The sequence below is a fragment of the Streptomyces sp. NPDC048211 genome (genome assembly GCF_043202315.1).
In the GTDB taxonomy this organism is placed as follows: Bacteria; Actinomycetota; Actinomycetes; order Streptomycetales; family Streptomycetaceae; genus Streptomyces.
The window spans coordinates 447,401-470,344 of sequence record NZ_JBIDAD010000003.1 but is presented as its reverse complement, the minus strand read 5'-3'; the positions used below and the strand labels follow the sequence as shown (position 1 = coordinate 470,344).

The 22,944-nt window shown below is 70.8% G+C and carries 17 protein-coding genes; 10 read left to right on the top strand and 7 right to left on the bottom strand.

Annotated features, from left to right (window positions below):
- Positions 1 to 16 precede the first annotated feature (16 nt).
- On the top strand, positions 17 to 1,417 hold the full coding sequence (locus ACGFZA_RS14865) for an NAD(P)-binding domain-containing protein (RefSeq protein WP_385282800.1): 1,401 nt from the start codon (positions 17 to 19) through the stop codon (positions 1,415 to 1,417).
- 10 nt (positions 1,418 to 1,427) lie between these two features.
- Here ACGFZA_RS14865 and ACGFZA_RS14860 read toward each other — a convergent pair whose 3' ends face one another.
- Positions 1,428 to 3,365, bottom strand: coding sequence for a discoidin domain-containing protein (locus ACGFZA_RS14860; protein ID WP_393679243.1), 1,938 nt, complete (start codon positions 3,363 to 3,365; stop codon positions 1,428 to 1,430).
- A 185-nt stretch (positions 3,366 to 3,550) separates the two neighbouring features.
- Here ACGFZA_RS14860 and ACGFZA_RS14855 point away from each other — a divergent pair, with 185 nt between their 5' ends.
- A complete protein-coding gene (locus tag ACGFZA_RS14855; protein WP_385282794.1) occupies positions 3,551 to 4,564 on the top strand; it encodes a LacI family DNA-binding transcriptional regulator in 1,014 nt (337 codons plus the stop codon).
- 100 nt (positions 4,565 to 4,664) lie between these two features.
- Here the strand turns inward: ACGFZA_RS14855 and ACGFZA_RS14850 are convergent, their stop codons facing one another.
- Positions 4,665 to 5,060 carry a molybdopterin-binding protein gene (locus ACGFZA_RS14850; RefSeq protein WP_385282791.1) on the bottom strand — a complete coding sequence of 132 codons (396 nt, stop codon included), beginning with the start codon at positions 5,058 to 5,060 and terminating at the stop codon, positions 4,665 to 4,667.
- A 143-nt stretch (positions 5,061 to 5,203) separates the two neighbouring features.
- Between ACGFZA_RS14850 and ACGFZA_RS14845 the strand changes: the two genes are divergently transcribed.
- Both ACGFZA_RS14845 and ACGFZA_RS14840 read left to right on the top strand, forming a co-directional pair.
- Positions 5,204 to 6,721, top strand: coding sequence for an MFS transporter (locus ACGFZA_RS14845; RefSeq protein ID WP_393679240.1), 1,518 nt, complete (start codon positions 5,204 to 5,206; stop codon positions 6,719 to 6,721).
- Complete coding sequence (locus tag ACGFZA_RS14840) at positions 6,718 to 7,749, top strand: glutathione S-transferase family protein (protein WP_385282785.1); 1,032 nt, start codon at positions 6,718 to 6,720, stop codon at positions 7,747 to 7,749. Before ACGFZA_RS14845 ends, ACGFZA_RS14840 begins: the two co-directional genes overlap by 4 nt.
- Before the next feature lie 6 nt (positions 7,750 to 7,755).
- On the opposite strand, the gene ACGFZA_RS14835 is transcribed toward ACGFZA_RS14840, so the two are convergent.
- Positions 7,756 to 8,265 carry a tetratricopeptide repeat protein gene (locus ACGFZA_RS14835; protein ID WP_385282782.1) on the bottom strand — a complete coding sequence of 170 codons (510 nt, stop codon included), beginning with the start codon at positions 8,263 to 8,265 and terminating at the stop codon, positions 7,756 to 7,758.
- Positions 8,266 to 8,392: 127 nt separating this feature from the next.
- Here ACGFZA_RS14835 and ACGFZA_RS14830 point away from each other — a divergent pair, with 127 nt between their 5' ends.
- The 4 genes from ACGFZA_RS14830 (at position 8,393) to ACGFZA_RS14815 (ending at position 14,563) form a co-directional block, all read left to right on the top strand.
- A complete protein-coding gene (locus ACGFZA_RS14830; protein ID WP_393679238.1) occupies positions 8,393 to 10,615 on the top strand; it encodes an NADP-dependent isocitrate dehydrogenase in 2,223 nt (740 codons plus the stop codon).
- Positions 10,616 to 10,858: 243 nt separating this feature from the next.
- On the top strand, positions 10,859 to 12,688 hold the full coding sequence (ctaD, locus tag ACGFZA_RS14825; protein ID WP_385282777.1) for a cytochrome c oxidase subunit I: 1,830 nt from the start codon (positions 10,859 to 10,861) through the stop codon (positions 12,686 to 12,688).
- A gap of 29 nt (positions 12,689 to 12,717) precedes the next feature.
- The gene (locus tag ACGFZA_RS14820) at positions 12,718 to 13,065 is read left to right on the top strand and encodes a hypothetical protein (protein ID WP_385282774.1); all 348 of its coding nucleotides are present in this window, start codon (positions 12,718 to 12,720) and stop codon (positions 13,063 to 13,065) included.
- Positions 13,066 to 13,198: 133 nt separating this feature from the next.
- Positions 13,199 to 14,563 carry an NAD(P)/FAD-dependent oxidoreductase gene (locus ACGFZA_RS14815; RefSeq protein ID WP_393679235.1) on the top strand — a complete coding sequence of 455 codons (1,365 nt, stop codon included), beginning with the start codon at positions 13,199 to 13,201 and terminating at the stop codon, positions 14,561 to 14,563.
- A 17-nt stretch (positions 14,564 to 14,580) separates the two neighbouring features.
- Here the strand turns inward: ACGFZA_RS14815 and rho are convergent, their stop codons facing one another.
- Positions 14,581 to 15,729 (bottom strand): transcription termination factor Rho, encoded by a 1,149-nt coding sequence (rho, locus tag ACGFZA_RS14810; protein ID WP_393679233.1) that lies wholly within the window; start codon positions 15,727 to 15,729, stop codon positions 14,581 to 14,583.
- Between the two features lie 343 nt (positions 15,730 to 16,072).
- On the opposite strand from rho, the gene ACGFZA_RS14805 reads away from it, so the two are divergent.
- Positions 16,073 to 16,954 carry a GNAT family N-acetyltransferase gene (locus tag ACGFZA_RS14805; RefSeq protein ID WP_393679230.1) on the top strand — a complete coding sequence of 294 codons (882 nt, stop codon included), beginning with the start codon at positions 16,073 to 16,075 and terminating at the stop codon, positions 16,952 to 16,954.
- Between the two features lie 173 nt (positions 16,955 to 17,127).
- Here ACGFZA_RS14805 and meaB read toward each other — a convergent pair whose 3' ends face one another.
- Genes meaB through mutA form a run of 3 tightly spaced genes read right to left on the bottom strand, consistent with a single transcriptional unit; the run spans position 17,128 to position 22,208 of the window.
- On the bottom strand, positions 17,128 to 18,138 hold the full coding sequence (gene meaB, locus ACGFZA_RS14800) for a methylmalonyl Co-A mutase-associated GTPase MeaB (protein ID WP_385282764.1): 1,011 nt from the start codon (positions 18,136 to 18,138) through the stop codon (positions 17,128 to 17,130).
- 12 nt (positions 18,139 to 18,150) lie between these two features.
- The gene (gene scpA / locus ACGFZA_RS14795; RefSeq protein WP_393679227.1) at positions 18,151 to 20,352 is read right to left on the bottom strand and encodes a methylmalonyl-CoA mutase; all 2,202 of its coding nucleotides are present in this window, start codon (positions 20,350 to 20,352) and stop codon (positions 18,151 to 18,153) included.
- Positions 20,352 to 22,208, bottom strand: coding sequence for a methylmalonyl-CoA mutase small subunit (gene mutA / locus ACGFZA_RS14790; protein ID WP_393679225.1), 1,857 nt, complete (start codon positions 22,206 to 22,208; stop codon positions 20,352 to 20,354). The genes scpA and mutA overlap by 1 nt, the downstream gene beginning before the upstream one ends.
- A 270-nt stretch (positions 22,209 to 22,478) precedes the next feature.
- Here mutA and ACGFZA_RS14785 point away from each other — a divergent pair, with 270 nt between their 5' ends.
- Positions 22,479 to 22,907, top strand: a complete 429-nt coding sequence (locus ACGFZA_RS14785; protein WP_385282756.1) for a DUF6325 family protein — start codon at positions 22,479 to 22,481, stop codon at positions 22,905 to 22,907.
- The last annotated feature ends 37 nt before the right edge of the window (positions 22,908 to 22,944 follow it).

The following is a 22,944-nucleotide window of genomic DNA, read 5'->3' as shown; positions in this document are numbered from 1 at the left end:
GGAGGACATCACCGCCATGACCACCCCTGCAGACCACCCGGTCGTCGTCATCGGCGCCGGCCCCGTCGGGCTCGCGGCCGCTGCCCACCTGGTCCAACGCGGGATCGAGCCCCTGGTCCTGGAAGCCGGCCCGACCGCCGCCACCGCGGTCCGTGGCTGGGCGCACGTGCGGCTGTTCTCCACCTGGAGCGAGCTGACCGACCCGGCCGCCGAGAAGCTTCTCGCGCCCACCGGATGGACTCGGCCCGACGCGGACACCTACCCCACGGGCGGCGACTGGGCCGAGCGGTACCTCCAGCCCCTCGCCGACGTCCTCGGCGACAAGGTCCACTACGGTGCCACCGTCACCGGCGTCTCCCGCCTCGGCCGCGACCGGATCGTCGACGCCGACCGCGAGCAGCAGCCCTTTACCATCCGCGTCACGGGCGCCGATGGCACCGAGGGGCGGATCCTCGGCCGGGCCGTGATCGACGCGTCCGGTACCTGGTCCACCCCCAGCCCGATCGGCGCCGACGGACTTGCCGCACTGGGCGAACGCGCCGCCTCCGCCCACATCTCCTACCGCATCCCCGACCTCGAGGACCCCCTCGTCCGTGCCCGGTACGCCGGAAGGCGCACCGCCGTCATCGGCTCCGGAGCCTCCGCGTTCACCGCCCTGGCCACCCTCGCCGACCTGGCGAAGGACGCCCCGGGCACCCACTGCGTGTGGATCCTGCGCCGCGGCATCAGTGGCTCCACCTTCGGCGGCGGCAGCGCCGACCAGCTTCCCGCCCGCGGCGCACTGGGCCTGGCCGCCAGGGCCGCCGTCGACCACGGACACGCCGACGCCGTCACCGGCTTCCGCACCGAAGTCGTCGAGGCCGCTGAAGATGACCGCCTGACCCTCATCGGTGAGGACGGCCGACGCCTCGACCCGGTCGACGAGATCGTCGTCCTGACAGGGCTGCGCCCCGATCTCTCGTTCCTGTCGGAGCTTCGCCTGGCCCTGGACGAGCGCCTTCAGGCACCCGTGGAGCTCGCCCCGCTCATCGACCCGAACCAGCACTCCTGCGGCACCGTCTACCCGCACGGCCACCGCGAGCTGTCCCACCCCGAACAGGGCTTCTACCTGGTCGGCATGAAGTCCTACGGGCGCGCCCCGACCTTCCTCGCGATGACCGGCTACGAGCAGGTCCGCTCCGTCACCGCGGCCCTCGCCGGCGACATCGAAGCCGCCGACCGCGTCGAACTCACCCTGCCCGAGACCGGGGTCTGCGGTGGTGCCGGGCTCTTCGACGCCCCCGCCGCGGGCCGGGCCGACGGCGGGGGCTGCTGTGCGGCACCCGTTCCGGTACCGCTGCACCTGGCCGCCGTCGTTCCGGCCGGCACATCCGAGGAGGCGGGGGAGTCCCCGGCCGGCGGCTGCTGCGGAAGCTGAAGGGGTCGGATCAGCGGTACAGGCGCACGTCCGCGAGGCTCCACCAGCTGTCGGAGCTGCCCGTCTGCGTCACGCGGAGGAAGCGGGCGCCGGTAAGCGGCAGGTCGACGGTGGTGAGCTGGCCGGTGCCCGTACCGCTGCCCACGGTGCGCCAGCGCCTGCCGTCGTCGCTGACCGAGAGCTGCCAGCCGCGCGCGTAGTCGCCCAGGCTGTCCCCGCTGTCGATCGCGACCCGGCGGAACGTGGTGCGCCGGGCGAGGTCGAGCTGCACGTACTGCCCCGGGGTCTGCGCCGTACCGGCGCTCCAGCGGGTGGACCCGTCGGCGTCGGAGATGAGCCGGGCGGGGCCCTCGCCGGCGGGCTGCGCCGTGGCGGTGGCGTCGTCCAGCGGCACGGCGTGCAGCAGGCCGCGCGGCGTCGCGGACGTGGGCCACGTGAACGTAGCCAGTGCTCCGCCCGGCAGGGTGTAGTCGAACGACCGGTCTCCGACGGCCACGGTGAAGGAGCGCGGGGCGTCGTTCTCGTTGTGGACGACCAGTGCGGTGGAGCCGTCGGGATTACGGAAGGCGACGTCGGTCAGCTGTCCGTTCCAGCCGGTGGTGCCGTAGTTGGTGCTGGCGATGCGGGTGGCACCGGGCTTCACGAACTTCGACAGATGGCCGATGGTGAACAGCTCGGCGTTGGGTGTCACGGTGCCGTCGCTCTGCACGGTGAGCAGTGCGGTGCAGGTGTCGCAGCCGCCGTTGTGCGGACCGCCGTCGGCCTCCAGGACGAGATTCCAGTCGGCGACCGACCTGGCCCAGTTGCGGGTGGTACCGACCGTGATCGTGCGGGCGTGCCAGGTGAGCGTGGAACGGAAGAACTGGGCGGGCGTGTCGGCGGCGCCGTGCGAGCCCGAGCACTCGGTGAACCAGATGCCCTTGTCCGGATGGGCGTCGTGCAGAGCGGTCTGCGCGCTGGGATCGCCGGAGTAGCAGTGATAGGCGGTACCCGCGATCCACTTGGCGGCGGGGCCGTCCAGCAGCTGGTACGGGTAGTCGGTCTCCGGGGCCTCGCCGAGCCGTTCGGCCGTGGCGATGTCGTCCGGGTGGGTGCTCCAGTTGTGGTCGTACGCGAGGATCTTGGTGCGCAGGCCGGCCCGGTGCAGCAGCGGGCCGAGCTCCTCGATGATCCGCGCCTCCTGCCGGACGGGCATGTCGGTGCCGGGATAGGCGCTGGGGGCGCGGTTCTGCGGTTCGTTCTGCACGGTCAGGTAGTCGATGGGTACGCCCGCCTCGGCGTACGCCTGCACGAACTTCACCAGGTACCGGGCGTACGCCCGGTAGACGGCCGGATCGTCCTTGAGGTGGCCTCCCACCAGCGAACCGTTGTCCTTCATCCACGCAGGAGGGCTCCATGGCGTGGCCATCACGGTCAGCTGCGGATTGAGCTTCCTGGCCTGGCGGAGCAGAGGCAGGATCTGCTGCTCGTCGTGGGCGATGCTGAAGTGCCGGAGCGCGAAGTCGCTCTGCCCGGCGGGCATGTCGTCGTACGTGTAGTGCTCGGGCGAGGCGGTGAAGTCGGAGGAGCCGACCGGCTGGCGCAGGAAGCTCACGCCGATGCCCTGCTCCGGATCGAAGAGCCGCCGCATGGCGGCGTCCCGGTCCTCGGCCGGCAGCCGGCTCAGCACCGCGGCCGAGGAGTCGGTGAGCGCGCCGCCGAAACCGTCCATCCGCTGGTAGCCCTGCGTCGGGTCGACGGTGATCGTGGTCCGGTCGGACCCGCCGGCGTGGAAGGCGACCGGCGTCCGCTTCTGCAGGTGCTCGGCACCGTCGGCCGAGGTCACCCACACCTGTGCCTGCGCGGCGGTGTGCGGCGGCGAGGCGGGGGCCGGCGACGCGGTGGCCGGCAGACAGGTCAGACAGAGTGCGGCGGCCATGACGGCCGACGCGCCGAGGGCGCGTCTCATGATGGTTCTCCTCGCTGACGGTTGGCGTGCGGCGGCGCCGGAATCCACCATCCATGAAACGGAATGTAACAACTGTGGAACGCGGCGCTCACAGGAAAGCCCCGCCCCGCGCGCTTGTCAATACTCCGCTTCGGCGGTTACGGAGGCGCGGTAGTCTGCGCGTATGAAACGGGATTGTGTAACACGTGGCTAGGCCGGTGGGGTCCCAGGTGACGGTGCGGATGATCGCGGCCGAGGCGGGCGTGTCGATCGCGACCGTGTCGCGCGTGATGAGCGGGCAGGCCCGGGTGGCGCCCGGCACGCAGGAGCGCGTCCGTACGGCCGCGGAACGGCTGGGGGCCTCGCCGCCCGCGCGGCGCGGCAGCGCGGAGGGCGCGGTCTTCGTGCGCTGCCCCTACGTGCTCACCGACTACTTCGGGGTGATCGTCTCCTCGATCGCCGAGGCCCTGGACGTACACGGCAGGCGACTGGTGCTCAGTGCGGGCGACGCCGCCCGGGAACGCTCCGTGCTGCCCGGACTGGCGGCGGACCCGGCCGTCGGCGGCGCCCTGCTGATCCTGCCGCCCGAACCCGGTCCGGAACTGGAGGCGCTGCGGGGGCAGGGACTGCCGTTCGTCGTGGTGGACCCGCGGACGCCGCCGCCCCGTGACATCGCCTCGGTCTCGGCTGCGCACCTGGCGGGCGCCAGGGAGGTGACGGCGCATCTGGCCGGTTTCGGGCACCGGCGGATCGGAGTCATCGGGGGTCCGTCCGAATGGCTGGCCTGCCAGGCGCGGCTCGCGGGCCACCGCTCGGCGCTGGCCGACGTCGGTGTGCTGCATGACCCGGCGCTGCTGCGCAGTATCGAGCCGACCGCCGACTGGGGGTACGCGGCGGCGCGCGAACTGCTCGGTCTGCCCGAACGCCCGACCGCGCTGGTCGCGTTCAACGACAAGGCGGCGGTCGGCGCGCTGCGGGCGGCCTACGAACGCGGGCTACGGGTGCCGGAGGACCTGTCGATCACCGGCTTCGACGACACCGACCTGGGCCGCAGTACCGTGCCCCGGCTCACGACGGTCCGTCAGCCGGTGCAGGAGATGGGGCGGATGGCGGTGTCCCTGTTGATGCGGCTGCTGGACGGACACGCGGTGGACACCGCGCACGTGGAGCTGGCCACGCAGCTGGTCGTCCGGGACTCCACGGGACCCGCACCGGCCTGAGGCGCAGGGTGCCGCCCGTGCGGCGTCCGTGGTGACCACCCGGCGCGGCCCCGTGGAGCGTCCCGGGCCGTACCTCGCGGGGGAGGGTGGTCGTCTTTCCTCAGGTGCGGTCGATGTGCACGCTGGTCGACTTCACGCGGGCGGTCGCCGTCATGCCGACCTCCAGCCCAAGCTCCTCCACGGCCTCCCGGGTCAGCAGTGACACGAGCCGGTGGGGGCCTGCCTGGATCTCCACCTGCGCTGCCACGTCCCCGAGCTTGACCGCGGTGACGATGCCCGGAAAGGCGTTGCGCGCCGAGGTGTAGGACGCTTCCTCCTCGCCGGTGCCGCTCTGCGCGACCTCGACGGAGAACGCGGCCAGGTCGCGGCCGTCGATGAGGCGGCGGCCGCTCTCCTCGCGATGCGTGGCGACGCGGCCGGCATCCGCCCAGCGGCGTGCGGTGTCCGGGCTGACGCCCAGCAGGCGTGCGGCCTGCCCGATGGTGTAGGACTGCATGTACCGCATCCTAAGGCAGAAAAGTTTGCAAATGCAAGAATATTGACCATGAAACCTGGCAGATGCGAAGCCGTCACCCGGCCGGTGGGCCGGGTGGCCCTGCCGGGATGAGGAATCGGGGCGTGCGGCCTAGGGTGCGAGCCATGGCAGAGAGCGCGGGGTACCGGGGTTCTGCGGGGCGGGATACGGGCCCCGGTGCCGGGCCGGACACCCCCGACCCCCGGCGGTGGCAGGCGCTCGCGGTCTGCCTGGTCGCGGGCTTCATGACCCTGCTGGACGTGTCGATCGTCAACGTAGCCCTGCCGTCCATCCGCGAAGGGCTGAACACACCGGAGTCCGATCTGCAGTGGGTGCTCTCGGGATACTCGCTCGCCTTCGGTCTCTTCCTGATCCCCGCCGGACGCCTCGGTGACGCCCGGGGGCGTCGTGAGGTCTTCATGACCGGGCTGGTGCTCTTCACCCTGTCGTCCGCGGCCTGCGGCGCCGCCCAGTCCAGCACCTGGCTGGTGATCGCCCGACTGGTCCAGGGGCTGGCCGGCGGTCTGGTCTCGCCGCAGATCTCCGCCCTCATCCAGCAGATGTTCTCGGGGCGGGAGCGGGGCCGGGCGTTCGGCATGTTCGGCACGGTGGTCGGCATCTCCACCGCCGTCGGCCCGCTGCTGGGCGGACTGCTCATCCAGGCGGCCGGGGCCGAGGAGGGCTGGCGCTGGGTGTTCTACGTCAACCTGCCACTCGGGCTCGTCTGCCTTCTGCTGGCGCGCCGGCTGCTGCCGGACACCCCCTCCGCGGGTCCGGTGCGGCTGCGGGACCTCGACCCCCTCGGGATCCTGCTGCTGGGCGCGGGAGTGCTGGCCCTGTTGCTTCCGTTCGTCCAGGCCCATCAGTGGCCCGGGAACGGGAAGTGGCTGCTCCTGCTGGTCGCCGCCGTGCTGCTCGCCGCGTTCGTCGCCTGGGAATCCCGGTGCGGACGCCGTGGCACGCAGCCGGTCGTCGACCTCAGGCTCTTCCGGGTCCGCTCCTACTGGCTGGGCTGCCTGCTGATCCTGCTGTACTTCGCCGGATTCACCTCCATCTTCTTCATCACCACGCTCTATCTGCAGAGCGGTCTGCACTACACCGCCTTGCAGGCGGGCCTGGCGATCACCCCGTTCGCGCTGGGCTCGGCCGTCGCCGCAGGCCCCGGCGGCAGGATGGTCGGCCGGTACGGTCGCCCCCTCGTCGTCGTGGGCATGGCCACCGTCGCGGTGGGCCTCGCGGCCACCGCGCTCGCCGTCCACCTGGTGCCCGGCAGGGGAGCGGGATGGGCGATGGCCGCCCCGCTGCTGCTGGCCGGACTGGGCAGCGGCCTGGTCATCGCACCCAACCAGACCCTGACGCTGTCGCAGGTGCCCGTGGCCACCGCGGGGAGCGCCGGCGGCACCCTGCAGACCGGCCAGCGTGTCGGCTCCGCGATCGGGATCGCCGCCGTCGGCTCGGTGTTCTTCGCCCAGGTGGGTTCCGCCGCATGGTCCACCGCCTACGACCACGGGCTCATCGTCTCCGTCGCCTTCGTGCTCGCGGGACTCGTCGTGGCGCTGGCCGACGTGGGCGGGGCCCGGCGGGGCAGAAGCCGTACACAGCAGTCCGCACCCTCCCCGGCGGGCCCTAAGGAGACGCGATGAACGACCCCGACGGCGCCGCGCAGGACGGCAACAGCGCCTACGGACACAAACCCTTCAAACGGTCCCGCAGCCATTTCGCCGACCGCATCACCGCCGACGGCCGGGACGGCTGGCCCGTCGAAGCAGGCCGCTACCGCCTCGTCGTCAGCCGCGCCTGCCCCTGGGCGAGCCGCGCCCTGGTCTCCCGCAGGCTGCTGGGCCTGGAGAGCGCCCTCTCGCTCGCCGTCGCCGACCCCCTGCAGGACGACCGCAGCTGGCGCTTCACCCTGGACCCGGACGGCCGGGACCCGGTACTCGGCATCCGCTATCTGAGCGACGCGTACGACGCCAGGGAGCGCGGCTACCCCGGCGGCGTCAGCGTCCCCGCGATCGTCGACGTCCCCAGCGGCAGGCTCGTCACCAACGACTACCAGCAGATCACCCTGGACCTCGCCACCGAATGGACCGCGCTGCACCGCCCCGGGGCGCCCGACCTTTACCCGGAACCGTTGCGCGAGGAGATCGACTCGGTGATGGACGGGATCTACCGCGACGTCAACAACGGCGTGTACCGGGCCGGGTTCGCGGACGGTCAGAGCACCTACGAGAGCGCCTACGAGGCACTCTTCCGACGCCTGGACCAGGTGTCGGACCGGCTGACGGACCGGCGCTACCTCGTCGGCGACACGATCACCGAGGCCGACGTCCGCCTCTTCACCACCCTGGTGCGCTTCGACGCCGTCTACCACGGCCACTTCAAGTGCAACCGTACGAAACTGGCCGAGGACCCGGTCCTGTGGGCGTACACCAGGGACCTCTACCAGACCCCCGGATTCGGGGACACCGTCGACTTCCACCACATCAAGCAGCACTACTACCGTGTCCACACCGGCATCAACCCCACCGGCATCGTGCCCGTCGGACCCGACCTGTCGGGGTTCCTGGCCCCGCACCACCGCGAGCGGCTCGGCGGCCGGCCGTTCGGCGACGGCACCCCGCCCGGTCCCGTGCCGGCGGGGGAAAGGGTTCCCCCGTCGCACCGGCCCTGACCGGCCCTACTCCGTCTCGTCCAGGCGATCGGCGTAGTACTCGATCGCCGGACGGTACGCCCGGACCTGCGGATCCTCGCTGGTGGCCGCCGTCACCAGGAGCAGGGTCCGTACGGCTTCGCGGGACTCTCCGAGGTTGTACAGCGTCATGGCCAGGAACGTCCGCAGGGCGGAATCCTGGGCGAACTCGCCCAGCCCCCGGCCGAGCACCTCGCGCGCCTCCTCGTAGCGGCCCAGCACCCGCAGCGTGCTGCCGAGCCCGAGGAAGGCCCCGTGGCGGTCCCGGGCCGCAAGCCCCGTGCCGTTCAGCGCGCGCTCGTAGAACGGCACAGCCTGCGCCTCCAGCCCGAGGGAATCGTGCGACCAGGCGGTCTGATAGGCGATGGCGGCATCGTGCGGACGGCGCGCCGCCAGGCTCACCAGCTCCTCGTGCGCCCGGGGGGTCCTCTCCTCGCGCAGGCGCACCGCCTGCGCCAGTGCCGCGTCCGCCGTCTCGTGCTCGCTGTCGGTGCTCATGCTGCCGCACGCTGTCAGGCCGACGAGGACATCGCAAAATCGTGTGGGGCAGGGCCCTGTCGAGACACGGGCGATCACGAGATATCTTGATGTCAAGCAATGTTGCAGACGTGGAGCGGAGCACAGGGTGACTGACTCGACCATCATCTATACACACACCGACGAGGCCCCGGCCCTGGCGACGTATTCGTTCCTGCCCGTGGTCGAGGCCTATGCCTCGAAGGCCGGGGTCACCGTGGAGAGCCGTGACATCTCCCTGGCGGGCCGGATCATCGCCAGTTTCCCCGATCGCCTCCAGGAGAACCAGCGCATCGACGACGCTCTCGCCGAGCTGGGCGCGCTGGCCACCACTCCCGGTGCGAACATCATCAAGCTGCCGAACATCTCGGCCTCGATCCCGCAGCTGAAGGCCGCGATCGCCGAGCTCCAGGAGCAGGGCTACGCGCTTCCGGACTACCCGGACGACCCGCAGAGCGATGAGGACAAGGACGTCCGCGCGCGCTACGACAAGGTCAAGGGCAGCGCGGTCAACCCCGTCCTGCGTGAGGGCAACTCCGACCGCCGTGCTCCCGCGTCGGTCAAGAACTACGCCAAGACCCACCCGCACCGCATGGGTGCCTGGACGGCCGACTCGAAGACGAACGTCGCCACCATGGGCGTCGACGACTTCCGTTCGACCGAGAAGTCCGCCGTGATCGCCGAGCCCGGCTCGCTGCGCATCGAGCTGGTGGGCGACGACGGCACCACCACGGTGCTGCGCGAGTCCGTACCGGTGCTCGCCGGCGAGGTCGTGGACGCGGCCGTCATGCGCGTCGCCGCACTGCGTGAGTTCTTCACCGCGCAGATCGCCCGGGCCAAGTCCGAGGACGTGCTCTTCTCCGTGCACCTCAAGGCCACGATGATGAAGGTCTCCGACCCGATCATCTTCGGCCACGTGGTCCGCGCCTTCTTCCCGAACACCTTCGCCAAGTACGGTGACGTCCTCGCCGCAGCGGGCCTGACCCCGAACGACGGCCTCGGCGGGATCCTCAAGGGCCTCGACTCGGTGCCTCACGTCGGCGCCGAGATCAAGGCGTCCTTCGAGGCCGAGCTCGCCGAGGGCCCCGCCCTGGCGATGGTCGACTCCGACAAGGGCATCACCAACCTGCACGTCCCCAGCGACGTCATCGTCGACGCCTCCATGCCGGCCATGATCCGCACCTCGGGCCACATGTGGAGTCCGGACGGCCAGGAGGCCGACACCATCGCCGTCCTGCCGGACAGCAGCTACGCGGGTGTCTACCAGGTCGTGATCGACGACTGCCGTGCGCACGGCGCCTTCGACCCCTCGACCATGGGCTCGGTGCCCAACGTCGGCCTGATGGCGCAGAAGGCCGAGGAGTACGGCAGCCACGACAAGACCTTCGAGATCCCCGCCACGGGCACCGTGCGCGTCGTCGACGCCGCCGGCAACGCCGTGCTGGAGCAGACCGTCGGCGCCGGTGACATCTTCCGGATGTGCCAGACCAAGGACCTGCCGATCCAGGACTGGGTCAAGCTCGCCGTCACCCGCGCCCGCGCGACCGGCAACCCGGCCGTGTTCTGGCTCGACGAGACCCGCGCCCACGACGCGCAGCTCATCGCCAAGGTCAAGACCTACCTGGCGGACCACGACACCGACGGTCTCCAGATCGAGATCCTGACCCCGGAGAAGGCCACCGCCTTCTCGCTGGAGCGCATCCGCCGCGGTGAGGACACCATCTCGGTGACCGGCAACGTGCTGCGTGACTACCTCACCGACCTGTTCCCGATCCTGGAACTCGGCACCAGCGCGAAGATGCTCTCCGTCGTGCCGCTGATGAACGGTGGCGGTCTGTTCGAGACGGGCGCCGGCGGTTCCGCGCCCAAGCACGTCCAGCAGCTCGTCAAGGAGGACTACCTCCGCTGGGACAGCCTGGGCGAGTTCCTCGCCCTCGCGGTCAGCTTCGAGCACCTCGCGCAGACCACGGACAACGCGCGCGCCCAGGTCCTCGCCGACACGCTGGACCGTGCGACCGCCACGTTCCTCAACGAGGACAAGTCCCCGAGCCGCAAGCTCGGCGGCATCGACAACCGCGGCAGCCACTTCTACCTGTCCCTGTACTGGGCCCAGGAGCTGGCGCAGCAGACCGCCGACAGCGAGCTCGCCGCGGCGTTCGCCCCGCTCGCCAAGACGCTGGCCGAGCAGGAGCAGACCATCGTGGGCGAACTGGTCGCGGTCCAGGGCAAGCCGGCCGACATCGGCGGCTACTACCAGCCCGACCCGGCCAAGGCCGCGGCCGTCATGCGCCCGTCGGCGACGTTCAACCAGGCGATCGCGAGCCTCGCCTGAGGTGAGCAGGGCGGACGGGGCGGGGGCTCCGCGCCTCTGCCCCGCCCGTACGCCCTGTGACCGTTCCGCCCCGGCCGACTCTCCGTCGAGCCGGGGCGGAGCTGTTTTCAGCACCGTTCCCGCGCGGCCCAGTTGGCCCGGCCGCCGAGGGACCGGGGGACGCCCTGACGAGTGAAAGTGGCGCCGTGGCGGGCGCCGGGCCGCCCTCGGCGGGCCCGTGGCTGGTTTGCTGCAACCGGAAACATGCGCGACGCGCGGGGAGGGCCGTTCGGCCGACCCGCTGGAGCGGCGCCACACCGGGTGCGCAGTCCACCCGCGGAAGACAACCGAAGGAGCGTCCCAGTGACGACGACGGGCACAGCAGAGCCGACGGACGAAGAGGAGTCGTACGCCAACGAGCTTCCGGTGCGCAGCAAGGAGCCGGGGAACGTCGTCGTCACGTGGCTGACCACCACCGACCACAAGACGATCGGCTCGCTGTACCTGGTCACCTCGTTCGCGTTCTTCCTCATCGGCGGCCTGCTCGCACTCGTCATGCGCGCCGAGCTGGCCCGTCCGGGCACGCAGCTCGTGTCGAACGAGCAGTTCAACCAGGCGTTCACGATCCACGGCACGATCATGCTGCTGATGTTCGCGACGCCGCTGTTCGCCGGATTCACCAACTGGATCATGCCGTTGCAGATCGGCGCGCCCGATGTGGCGTTCCCGCGGCTGAACATGTTCGCGTACTGGCTGTACCTCTTCGGCTCGCTCCTCGTGGTGGCCGGTTTCCTCACCCCGAACGGCGCGGCCGACTTCGGCTGGTTCGCCTACTCCCCGCTGACGGACGCGGTCCGCTCGCCCGGGGTCGGCTCGGACATGTGGATCATGGGCCTGGCCTTCTCCGGCTTCGGCACGATCCTCGGCTCGGTCAACTTCATCACCACGATCATCTGCATGCGCGCCCCCGGTATGACGATGTTCCGCATGCCGATCTTCGTCTGGAACGTCCTGCTGACCGGTGTGCTGGTCCTGCTGGCCTTCCCGGTGCTCGCGGCGGCGCTCCTGGCGCTGGAGGCCGACCGGAAGTTCGGTGCGCATGTCTTCGACGCGTCCAACGGCGGCGCGCTGCTCTGGCAGCACCTCTTCTGGTTCTTCGGCCATCCGGAGGTGTACATCATCGCGCTCCCGTTCTTCGGGATCGTCAGCGAGATCATCCCCGTCTTCAGCCGCAAGCCGATCTTCGGCTACATCGGCCTGGTGGCCGCGACGATCTCCATCGCCGGACTGTCCGCGACCGTGTGGGCGCACCACATGTATGTCACCGGCGGCGTGCTCCTGCCGTTCTTCTCCTTCATGACGTTCCTCATCGCGGTGCCCACCGGGGTGAAGTTCTTCAACTGGATCGGCACGATGTGGAAGGGCTCGCTGTCGTTCGAGACACCGATGCTCTGGTCGATCGGCTTCCTCGTGACGTTCCTCTTCGGCGGTCTGACCGGAGTCATCCTGGCCTCGCCGCCGATGGACTTCCACGTCTCTGACTCGTACTTCGTGGTCGCGCACTTCCACTACGTCGTCTTCGGCACCGTGGTGTTCGCGATGTTCGCCGGATTCCACTTCTGGTGGCCGAAGTTCACCGGGAAGATGCTGGACGAGCGGCTCGGCAAGATCACCTTCTGGACCCTGTTCGTCGGGTTCCACGGCACGTTCCTGGTGCAGCACTGGCTGGGCGCAGAGGGGATGCCCCGTCGTTACGCGGACTACCTCGCCAGCGACGGTTTCACCGCGCTGAACACGATCTCGACGATCTCCTCGTTCCTGCTCGGCCTGTCGATGCTGCCCTTCCTCTACAACGTCTGGAAGACCGCCAAGTACGGCAAGAAGATCGAGGTCGACGACCCGTGGGGCTACGGCCGTTCGCTGGAGTGGGCGACCTCCTGCCCGCCGCCCCGGCACAACTTCCACACGCTGCCCCGGATCCGTTCCGAATCCCCGGCGTTCGACCTGCACCACCCCTCGGTACGCGAGCTCGACGAGGCCGCGAACCGAGGGGACCTCTCCGAGACGGTGGCGCCGGGGGACAGGCAGGCGTGAGCAGGACCGCCGGGGAAGAGGAGAGACGCATGGGTCCCGATCCCGAGAAGGACAGCGCCCGCGGCCTGGCCCAGATGGAGGGCTATCTGCTGTGGAACGCCGAGATCGAGGAGGCACGACGGCGCGCCCGCCGCTTCACCGACGCGCTTCCGTGGCTGACGACGGCCCAGCGCGAGGACGTGGAGCGGGTCTACACGGCCGACCGGGCCGCCGCCTCGCGGGCGATGCTCGTCCGCGTCTCGGTCCGTGCCGCCGAACTGCGCGGTGAGTACAGCGAGCGCTATCACCGGCTCAGGACCCGGTGCGTCGCCGCCGCGGTGATCTGCGCGGGCGTGGCGGGAGGGGCCTGCACGGCCATGGCGTACCTGGCCAGATAGCCCGCCGGGGTCGTCCGTTCTGCCGTCCCAGCAGGCGGACTCGCGCCCGTCTCGTAAAGATGAGAGGTGACGGGCGCGTGTGACGGGGCAGGCGAACGGTCGACCGTGCAGCCCCCGAGAAGGGACGAACACTGTGGCACGACCCAGGATTCTCGTTGTCGGAGCCGGATTTGCCGGGGTCGAGTGCGTACGCCGTCTGGAGCGCGGGCTCCGTCCGGGCGAAGCGGACATCGCGCTCGTCGCACCGTTCTCGTACCAGCTCTACCTGCCCCTGCTGCCGCAGGTCGCCTCCGGTGTCCTCACCCCGCAGTCCGTCGCCGTGTCACTGCGACGGAGCAGCCGGCACCGTACGCGCATCATCCCCGGCGGAGCCATCGGACTGGACCCCAAGGCGAAGGTCTGCGTCATCCGCAAGATCACTGACGAGGTGGTCTACGAGCCGTACGACTACGTCGTGCTCGGCCCGGGCAGCGTGACCCGTACCTTCGACATCCCCGGGCTGCTCGACAACGCCCGCGGAATGAAGACGCTGGCCGAGGCGGCGTACGTACGCGACCACGTGATCGCGCAACTCGACCTCGCGGACGCCAGCAACGACGAGGAGGAGCGCGCCTCCCGGCTGCAGTTCGTGGTGGTCGGCGGCGGGTACGCGGGAACCGAGACGGCGGCTTGCCTGCAACGCCTCACCAGTAACGCGGTGAGGCACTATCCACGGCTCGACCCGAAGCTGATCAAGTGGCATCTGATCGACATCGCCCCGAAACTGATGCCCGAGCTGGGCGACAAGCTCGGCGAGAGCGCGCTGAAGGTCCTGCGCGACCGCGGCATCGAGGTGTCGCTGGGTGTCTCCGTCGCCGAGGCGGGGCCCGACAAGGTGACGTTCACCGACGGCCGCGTGCTGCCCTGCCGCACGCTGATCTGGACGGCCGGTGTCACCGCGAGCCCGCTCGTCACCACGTTCGACGCGGAGACGGTGCGCGGCAGGCTGGCGGTGACACCCGAGATGACCCTGCCCGGATACGACGGCGTGTTCGCGCTGGGCGACGTGGCGGCCGTGCCGGACCTGGTCAAGGGCGACGGAGCGGTCTGCCCGCCGACGGCCCAGCACGCGATGCGTCAGGGCCGCAGGCTCGCCGACAACCTGCTGGCGACGCTCCGCCATCAGCCGCTGCGGCCGTACGTCCACAAGGATCTCGGGCTCGTGGTGGACCTCGGAGGCAGGGACGCGGTCTCCAAGCCGCTCGGCATCGAGATGCACGGCATCACGGCTCAGGCCGTGGCCCGCGGCTACCACTGGTCGGCGCTGCGGACCAACGTGGCCAAGGCCCGCGTCATGACCAACTGGCTGATCAACGCCGCGGCGGGCGACGACTTCGTCCGGACGGGATTCCAGTCCCGCAAGCCCGCGACACTGCGGGACTTCGAGTACACGGACAGCTACCTCACCCCGGAGCAGGTCCGTGAACACACCGCGTCCCTGAACGCCCGGATGAAGTGATCCGGTACCCGGGTCCGTCAGGCGGACGGCACGGTGGTGCGGATCAGGCGCAGGAAGGCTGCGTTGTCCTCGGTGCGCCGGATCCGGTCGAGCAGCGCCTCCAGGGACGCCTGCGCGTCCCTGGAGTGCAGCGCCCGGCGCAGTCCTCGTACGGCGGTCAACTCCTCTGCAGATACGAGGAGTTCATCGCGACGGGTGCCGGAAGCGGCGATGTTCACCGCCGGGTGGATGCGCTTCTCGGCCAGTGAGCGGTCGAGCCGGAGTTCCATGTTGCCGGTGCCCTTCAGCTCCTCGAAGAAGTACTCGTCGGCCCGGGAGCCGGTGTCGACGAGGGCCGTGGCCAGAATGGTCAGGGAGCCGGCCTCCTCGGTGAGGCGCGCGGCGCCGAAGAGCCTCTTGGGACCGGTCAGCGCGGCGGCGTCCACGCCGCCGCTGAGGGTGCGTCCGCCTTGGCCCGCCGCGTTGTTGTGGGCCCGGCAGAGGCGGGTGAGCGAGTCCAGCAGGATGACCACGTCCCGGCCCTGCTCGACGAGCCGCTTGGCGCGTTCGAGGGCGAGTTCCGCGAGGGCGATGTGCTCCTTGGCGGGCCGGTCGAAGGTCGAGGCGTAGACCTCGCCGCGCACCGAGCGGCGCATGTCGGTGACCTCCTCAGGGCGTTCGTCGAGGAGCACCACCATCAGATGGGAATCGGGGTGGTTCTCGGCGACGGCCGCCGCGATCTGCTGGAGGAGGACGGTCTTGCCGGTCCTGGGGGGTGCGACGATCAGCCCGCGCTGTCCCTTGCCGATCGGGGCGACCAGATCGACGATGCGCGTCGAGGGGCTGCCGGACGGTGTCTCCAGGCGCAGTCGCTGCCGGGGGTGGAGCGGGGTGAGGTCGCGGAAGTGCGGGCGTCCGCGCAGCGACTGCGGAGGCAGGCCGTTGACGCGTGCGACGGCGTTCAGGGCACGGGGCCGCTCGCAGGCGCCCTCGACCACATCGCCCTTGCGCAGACCGTACGTGCGGATGAGTGCCGCGGGGACCTGTACGTCCCCGGGGGCGGGATGTCCGCCGGCGGAGCGCAGGGAGCCGTGCCCCTGCTGCGTGATGTCGAGGATGCCGGCGGCGGCCGTGGCGGCCGCGGGCCGGGCGGTGGTGGTGACGGGGTGTTCGAGTGTGGTGGTCATGCGGGTGGTCCTTTCGCGGACATGCGAATGAAGGGGCCCGGCTGAGACGGGGGCGGAGATCTCACGCCCCGGACGACGGGCAGGAAAGGCCGGTGGGAGAAACCCGTGCCGGACTGGGAAAGCAATGCGATGAAGCTGGATCGCCGGTCGGAAAGGACGGGCGCATCAGCGTGGTGAAGGTGAATCGGTACCGGAACCTGAAGGAGAGGTATGCACATGTACCGATTGCAATGTAGCACGCCCGCCGGGCAGCGGTGGCCGATGTGGTGCGGGTAACCCATTGCGGTGGGGGAGCAGGGGGTGGTTTCGTACTTCCGGCCGTTCCCCCGACTCCGGAGTCACCTTGCCGATACATCTCACCGCCCTGACCGATCCCGACCGTGGCGCTGACGACTACCGCCTGGCGTGGCTGGCGTCCGACGAGACGGGGTCACCCGTCGGATCGGCGTTCCTGCGGGTCTTCACCCGGGAGGGACAGGATCACCTCGCCGAACTGGAACTCCACGTGCACCCGGCGGAACGCCGCAAGGGCACCGGCTCGCAGCTGCTCGACGCGGCGGTCCGGGGGGCCCGGGAGCACGGCCGGCGCTCCGTCGTCGCGCAGACCGAGGCCGGGACCCCGGGAGACGGGTTCCTGCGGGCCAGAGGGCTGCGCAAGGTCCTCACCCTCACCTACGCCCGGCTGTCGCTGGATGCGGTGGACGGCGCGGCCCTGACCGCCATCACCCGGGAACCGCATCCGGGCTACCGGCTGGAGTCCTGGGACGGCACCGTGCCCGCTCCGCTGGCGCAGACGTTCGCCGCGTCGCGCCGCGCCATGGACGACATGCCCATGGACGACACCGACTACGGAACCGTCGTGTGGGACGTCGACCGGGTGAGGGCCGTGGCGCGGGCGGTCGAGGACCGCGGCGACCACCTTCACACCGTGGCCGCCGTCGACGAGAGCGACGGGACGATCGCGGGCTTCACCGAACTCGTCGTGCCGGGCGACGGGCAGGGCGACGGCCAGCACTACGGAACGGGCGTACTGCCCGAGCACCGGGGCCACGGCCTCGCGCGCTTGATGAAGGCCGCGTCGATCCTGCGGGCCCGCGAGCGCCACCCCGCATTGGGCGGGCTGCTCGCGGACACCGCCGACAGCAACACGTACATGCGGCGGATCAACGACGCGTTCGGATACGAGGCGACGCACCGCTCGGTCGAGTACCAGCTCGACCTCTAGGGCGTGTGGTGGAAGTAGCGTCGTCCGCCCGGAGGACGGGGCTCGCGGCGTCCGGTGCGGTGAGCCACAAGGCGGAGGGTCGCCCGCGTACCGGACGTACTCGGGCGATCCCGACAACGCGGCGAGGTGCCGTGCCAGGCGTCGCGAGCCGGACGGGACTTTCAAAACACGCCCTAGTCACCGTCAGGGGCCGCCCGTCCGCGGCCCCGGAACACCTCCAGGATCTGCTCGGCGGCCAGCGTGGCGGGCAACGAGCCCTCCCGCACGCGCAGTTCGAGCTCCGGCGCGAGCGCACGCACGCCCGGGTGGCCGCGCAGGCTGTCCAGCAGGTCGTCCCGCACCATCGTCCAGGTCCAGTCGACCTGCTGCTCACTCCGCTTGGCCGCGAGGCGGCCCGTCGATTCGAGCAGGGCCCGGTGCTGTTCCAGCCGCTCCCACAACGTGTCCAGGCCGCTGGACTCCCGGGCGCTGCACGTCAGCACCGGTGGGGTCCACGCCGCGTCCACCGGGTGCATCAGCCTCAGCGCGCCCGCCAGTTCGCGTGCCGCGGAGCGGGCGTCGCGCTCGTGCGGGCCGTCGGCCTTGTTCACCGCGATGGCGTCCGCCAGCTCCAGCACACCCTTCTTGATGCCCTGGAGCTGGTCACCGGTACGGGCCAGCGTCAGCAGCAGGAACGTGTCCACCATATTGGCGACAGCGGTCTCCGACTGGCCGACGCCGACCGTCTCCACCAGCACCACGTCGTAGCCCGCCGCCTCCATCACCACGACGGACTCCCGGGTGGCCTTCGCCACCCCGCCCAGCGTGCCTGCGGTGGGGGAGGGGCGTACGAAGGCCGCCGGGTCGACGGCGAGCCGCTCCATCCTGGTCTTGTCGCCGAGGATGGAGCCGCCCGTCCGGCTGGACGACGGGTCCACGGCGAGCACGGCGACCCGGTGCCCGAGCCCGGTGAGCATCGTGCCGAGGGCGTCGATGAACGTGGACTTGCCGACGCCGGGCACGCCGCTGATACCGATGCGCCGGGCCCGGCCCGAATGCGGCAGCAGCTCGCGCAGCAACTGCTGTGCCAGTGCCCGGTGATCGGGCCGGGTGGACTCGACGAGGGTGATGGCGCGCGCGATGTGCGCCCGCTTCCCGTCGAGTACCCCCTTCACATAGCTGTCGAGATCGATCTTCGGAGCCATCGGGTCAGCGGCTCACAGCTCGTGGCCGAGTGAGGCGCCGAGTCGTGTGACCAGATCGTGGGCCGCGTCCGGGATCACGGTGCCCGGGGGGAACACGGCTGCCGCCCCCATGTCCAGGAGGGTGGGCACGTCCTGCGGCGGGATCACCCCGCCCACCACGATCATGATGTCCTCACGGCCCTCGGCCGCGAGCTCCTCACGCAGCGCCGGTACGAGCGTGAGGTGGCCGGCGGCCAGGGAGGAGACGCCCACGATGTGCACGTCCGCCTCGACCGCCTGCCGGGCGACCTCGCCCGGCGTCTGGAACAGCGGGCCGACGTCCACGTCGAAGCCCAGGTCGGCGAAGGCCGTCGCGATGACCTTCTGGCCGCGGTCGTGGCCGTCCTGGCCCATCTTGGCGACCAGGATGCGCGGCCGGCGTCCCTCGGCCTCCTCGAACGCGTCGACCAGGTCGCGGGTGCGGTCCACGGACGGCGACTCCCCTGCCTCGTTGCGGTACACACCGGAGATCGTACGGATCTGGCCCGCGTGCCGGCCGTAGACCTTCTCCAGGGCGTCCGAGATCTCGCCCACGGTCGCCATCGCCCGCGCCGCGTCGACGGCCAGCGCCAGCAGATTGCCCTCAAGACCGGGCCCCGGCTCCCGCCCGGCCGCTGCGGTCAGTGCGCGCAGCGCGTCCTGGCAGGCCTGCTCGTCACGCTCCTCGCGCAGCCGGCGCAGCTTGTCGAGCTGCTGGGTGCGCACGGAGGAGTTGTCGACCTTGAGGACGTCGATCTTCTCGTCGGTGGCGACGCGGTACTTGTTGACGCCGATGACGGGCTGGCGGCCGGAGTCGATGCGGGCCTGGGTGCGGGCCGCGGCCTCCTCGATGCGGAGCTTGGGGATGCCGGCGTCGATGGCCTTGGCCATGCCGCCGGCGGCCTCGACCTCCTCGATGTGCTGCCAGGCGCGGCGGGCCAGGTCGTAGGTCAGCTTCTCCACGTAGGCGCTGCCGCCCCAGGGGTCGATGACCCGTCCCGTGCCGGACTCCTGCTGGAGCAGGAGCTGGGTGTTGCGGGCGATGCGGGCGGAGAAGTCGGTGGGCAGGGCGAGTGCTTCGTCGAGGGCGTTGGTGTGCAGGGACTGGGTGTGGCCCTGGGTCGCGGCCATCGCCTCCACACAGGTGCGGGTGACGTTGTTGAACACGTCCTGCGCGGTCAGCGACCACCCCGAGGTCTGCGAATGGGTGCGCAGTGAAAGGGACTTGGGATTCTTCGGCTCGAACTCCTTGACGAGCTTGGCCCACAGCAGCCGGGCCGCCCGGAGCTTGGCGACCTCCATGAAGAAGTTCATGCCGATCGCCCAGAAGAACGACAGCCGCGGGGCGAACGCGTCGACGTCCAGTCCGGCGTCCCGCCCGGCGCGCAGGTACTCCACGCCGTCCGCCAGGGTGTAGGCGAGTTCCAGGTCGGCGGTGGCTCCCGCCTCCTGGATGTGGTAGCCGGAGATGGAGATCGAGTTGTAGCGCGGCATCTTCTGCGAGGTGTACGAGAAGATGTCGGAGATGATCCGCATCGAGGGCTTCGGCGGATAGATGTAGGTGTTGCGGACCATGAACTCCTTCAGAATGTCGTTCTGAATGGTCCCGGCCAGCATCGAAGGCGCTACGCCCTGCTCCTCGGCGGCCACGATGTACAGGGCCAGCACCGGCAGGACCGCGCCGTTCATCGTCATCGACACCGACATCCTGTCCAGCGGGATGCCGTCGAAGAGCTGGCGCATGTCGTAGATCGAGTCGATCGCGACACCGGCCATGCCGACGTCACCGGTCACCCGGGGGTGATCGCTGTCGTAGCCGCGGTGGGTCGGCAGGTCGAACGCGACCGAGAGGCCCTTCTGCCCGGCCGCCAGATTGCGGCGGTAGAAGGCGTTGGACTCCTCGGCCGTGGAGAAACCCGCGTACTGCCGGATCGTCCAGGGCTGGTTCACGTACATCGTCGGGTACGGGCCCCGCAGATACGGCGCCACCCCGGGGTACGTGGAGAGGAAGTCGATCCCCTCCAGGTCCTGCCCGGTGTACAGCGGCTTGACCGCGATGCCCTCCGGGGTCTCCCACAGAAGGTCGCCGTCGGAGGTCCCGGAGGACTCCTTGACCGCGGCACGCCACTGGTCCTCGGTCACCTCGGCGCCGCCGCCCGGGCCGAGCTCGATGTCGGAGAAGTCGGGGATCCGCATTACGCCACACCCATACGGTCGAGAACGGAAGAGAGCACGGACACCACGTCACAGCCGGCGAAGACGTACTCGTCGACACCCGCGTACGCACCGGGCCGTCCGGCCAGGTACATCCGCTGCGCCCCGGCCGCGACGAGCGCCTCGGCGACATCGGCGGCCTGTTCGGCGTAAAGGGCGTCGCTGGAGCACAGGCACACCACGTCCGTCCCGGCGGCTGCGAGGGCTGCGGCGGCCGACGAGGCGTCCACCTGGACCGGCTCGTGGACGGGTTCGATGCCGCCCGCCTGGAACAGGTTCGCGGCGAACGAGGCGCGAGCGGTGTGTGCCGAGGCGGGGCCGAGCGCGGCGAGGAACACCCGCGGCCGGGCACCGGTCGCCGCCAGATGGGCGTCCGAACGGGCGCGGAGCTCCTCGAAGGCCTCGTCGCGACGGACCACGGGAAGGCCGCCCTCCGCCGTGACCGGCGGCAACGGCTCGCGCTCCACCGTGCGCTCCGCGAGCTGCGGGAACTCGCTGACGCCGGTGATCGGCTCCTTGCGCCGCGCCAGATCCTTGCTACGAGCTGCCCAGGTGGCCGCGATGCGCTCCGCGACCAGGCCGGAGCCGAGCGCCGCGGCCTGACCTCCGGCCCGCTCGATCTCCTGGAAGAACGCCCAGGCGGCGTCCGCGAGTTCGTCGGTCAGCCGCTCCACGTACCAGGAGCCGCCCGCCGGGTCGATGACCCGGGCCAGGTGCGACTCCTCCAGCAGGATCGTCGACGTGTTGCGCGCGATGCGCCGGGCGAACGCGTCCGGCAGGCCCAGCGCGTGGTCGAAGGGCAGCACGGTCACGGTGTCCGCACCGCCGACGCCGGCGCCCAGACAGGCCAGCGTGGTCCGCAGCATGTTCACCCACGGATCGCGCCGGGTCATCATCACCGGTGAGGTCACCGCGTGCTGGCGCTGCGCCCCGGCCTCCGGCGACCCGCACACCTCGGCGACCCGCGCCCACAGCCGGCGCGCGGCTCGCAGCTTGGCGATCGTCAGGAACTGGTCGGCGGTGGCCGCGTACCGGAACTCCAACTGGGCGCAGGCCTCCTCGACGCCGAGGCCGGCCTCGGTCAGCGCCCGCAGGTAGGCGACACCCGTGGCCAGCGAACTGCCCAGCTCCTGGGCGGCCGAGCCGCCTGCCTCGTGGTACGGAAGCGCGTCCACGGTCACCGCCCGCAGTCCGGGGAACCCGGCCGCGCAGTGTTTCGCCCAGTGGACGGCGGAGGTCAGATCCGCCTCGCCGCCGGTGCGGGCGGCCCGCCCCAGCGGGTCGGCCCCGAGGCTGCCGCGCACGGCGTCAGCCGGTACGCCTCGCTCGGCGTGGAGCCTGAGCAACTCCGTTGCCGCGGCGTCGAGTTCGTCGCCTGCATCGAGCGCGAGAGGAGCCAGATCGAGATGGACGCCCTCCAGTGCCCGCGCCAGACCGGAGACAGGCACGCCGCCGGCGCCCCCCACGGTCAGCCACAGCGAGGTGGCGCCGTTCTCCAGGTCCCCGAGCACGGCCTCGTTGAGCCGGGCGGGATCCGTCGTGGCGTGCCGCTGCCGTACACCCCAGCCGCCCGCCGTACTGCCCTGCGGTGTGCTGCCGCGGGTGAAGGGGGCGAAGCCCGGGAGGCCGGCATCGGGCGCGTCGTCGCGCGAGGTGTAGAGGGGGCGGGTGATGAGCCCGTCCTCCACCGTGGTGGACAGTGCTTTCTCGGCGGCCGAACCCGAAACGTCCTTGCCCGACTTGCGCAGCACGCCTTCGACAAGGCTCTGCCACTGCTCGTGGGCGGGATCAGGGAATTCGGCGGCCAACGAAAGCCCGTCGGCAGGCAGGACCGTCATGCCCAGATGCTAGGGCAGGTCTCCGAGGGGCAGCAGAGGCTCGGCCTGTGACCTTGCCCTCTCCCAGCGCGCTTGATCCTTTACGTACGGTCGCGTAGCCGGGTTGCCGCGCCACCGCCGGGGTGCCGGCGGGTGGACACCCCCGAACGCTCCGACGCGCCGACCGGCGCCGCGTGTCGCATCCTCTGGGGGTGGGGATTTGTCGCGGTGCGGCGATATATGTCCGAAGTTATGCTGCTGGCAATTCATCCTTCCGGAGAGGACACGCCCGTGGCTGTGGGACCTGTGGAGTACCTCGTCGTCGCCTTTCCCGGCAGCCGGTTCACCGGTGCCATCGCACCGGCGCTGGCCGAGGTGGTCGCGTCGAAGGCGGTGCGCATCATCGACCTGACCTTCGTGCACCGGGACGAGGACGGCGCGATCGAGATCATCGAGCTGGACGCTCTCGACCCGGACGACCTCGTCTCCTTCGAGCCGGTCGAGGGTGAGGTCACCGGCCTGCTGAACGGCGACGACATCCGGGCCCTGGGCGAGAGCGTGCCGCCGGGCAGCTCCGCGGCGCTGATCGTGTGGGAGGACCTCTGGGCGCTGCCGCTCACCGAGGCGGTCCGTGCCTCGGGCGGTCAGCTCGTCGCCCATGAACGGATCCCCGCCGACGTCGCGGAAGCCGCCCTGTCCGCCGCAGCCTCCACACGCTGACCACGCATCCCACCGAAAGGCGTATGACATGCCGATC

Bases quoted from the DNA above. Each gene is read 5' to 3' on its own strand.
- ACGFZA_RS14820 (WP_385282774.1), top strand. From the start codon at position 12,718: ATGGGTCCCGATCCCGAGAAGGACAGCGCCCGCGGCCTGGCCCAGATG.
- ACGFZA_RS14840 (WP_385282785.1), top strand. From the start codon at position 6,718: ATGAACGACCCCGACGGCGCCGCGCAGGACGGCAACAGCGCCTACGGA.
- ACGFZA_RS14845 (WP_393679240.1), top strand. From the start codon at position 5,204: ATGGCAGAGAGCGCGGGGTACCGGGGTTCTGCGGGGCGGGATACGGGC.
- ctaD (WP_385282777.1), top strand. From the start codon at position 10,859: ATGCGCGACGCGCGGGGAGGGCCGTTCGGCCGACCCGCTGGAGCGGCG.
- rho (WP_393679233.1), bottom strand. From the start codon at position 15,729: ATGACCACCACACTCGAACACCCCGTCACCACCACCGCCCGGCCCGCG.
- mutA (WP_393679225.1), bottom strand. From the start codon at position 22,208: ATGACGGTCCTGCCTGCCGACGGGCTTTCGTTGGCCGCCGAATTCCCT.
- ACGFZA_RS14865 (WP_385282800.1), top strand. From the start codon at position 17: ATGACCACCCCTGCAGACCACCCGGTCGTCGTCATCGGCGCCGGCCCC.
- meaB (WP_385282764.1), bottom strand. From the start codon at position 18,138: ATGGCTCCGAAGATCGATCTCGACAGCTATGTGAAGGGGGTACTCGAC.
- scpA (WP_393679227.1), bottom strand. From the start codon at position 20,352: ATGCGGATCCCCGACTTCTCCGACATCGAGCTCGGCCCGGGCGGCGGC.
- ACGFZA_RS14860 (WP_393679243.1), bottom strand. From the start codon at position 3,365: ATGAGACGCGCCCTCGGCGCGTCGGCCGTCATGGCCGCCGCACTCTGT.
- ACGFZA_RS14850 (WP_385282791.1), bottom strand. From the start codon at position 5,060: ATGCAGTCCTACACCATCGGGCAGGCCGCACGCCTGCTGGGCGTCAGC.
- ACGFZA_RS14835 (WP_385282782.1), bottom strand. From the start codon at position 8,265: ATGAGCACCGACAGCGAGCACGAGACGGCGGACGCGGCACTGGCGCAG.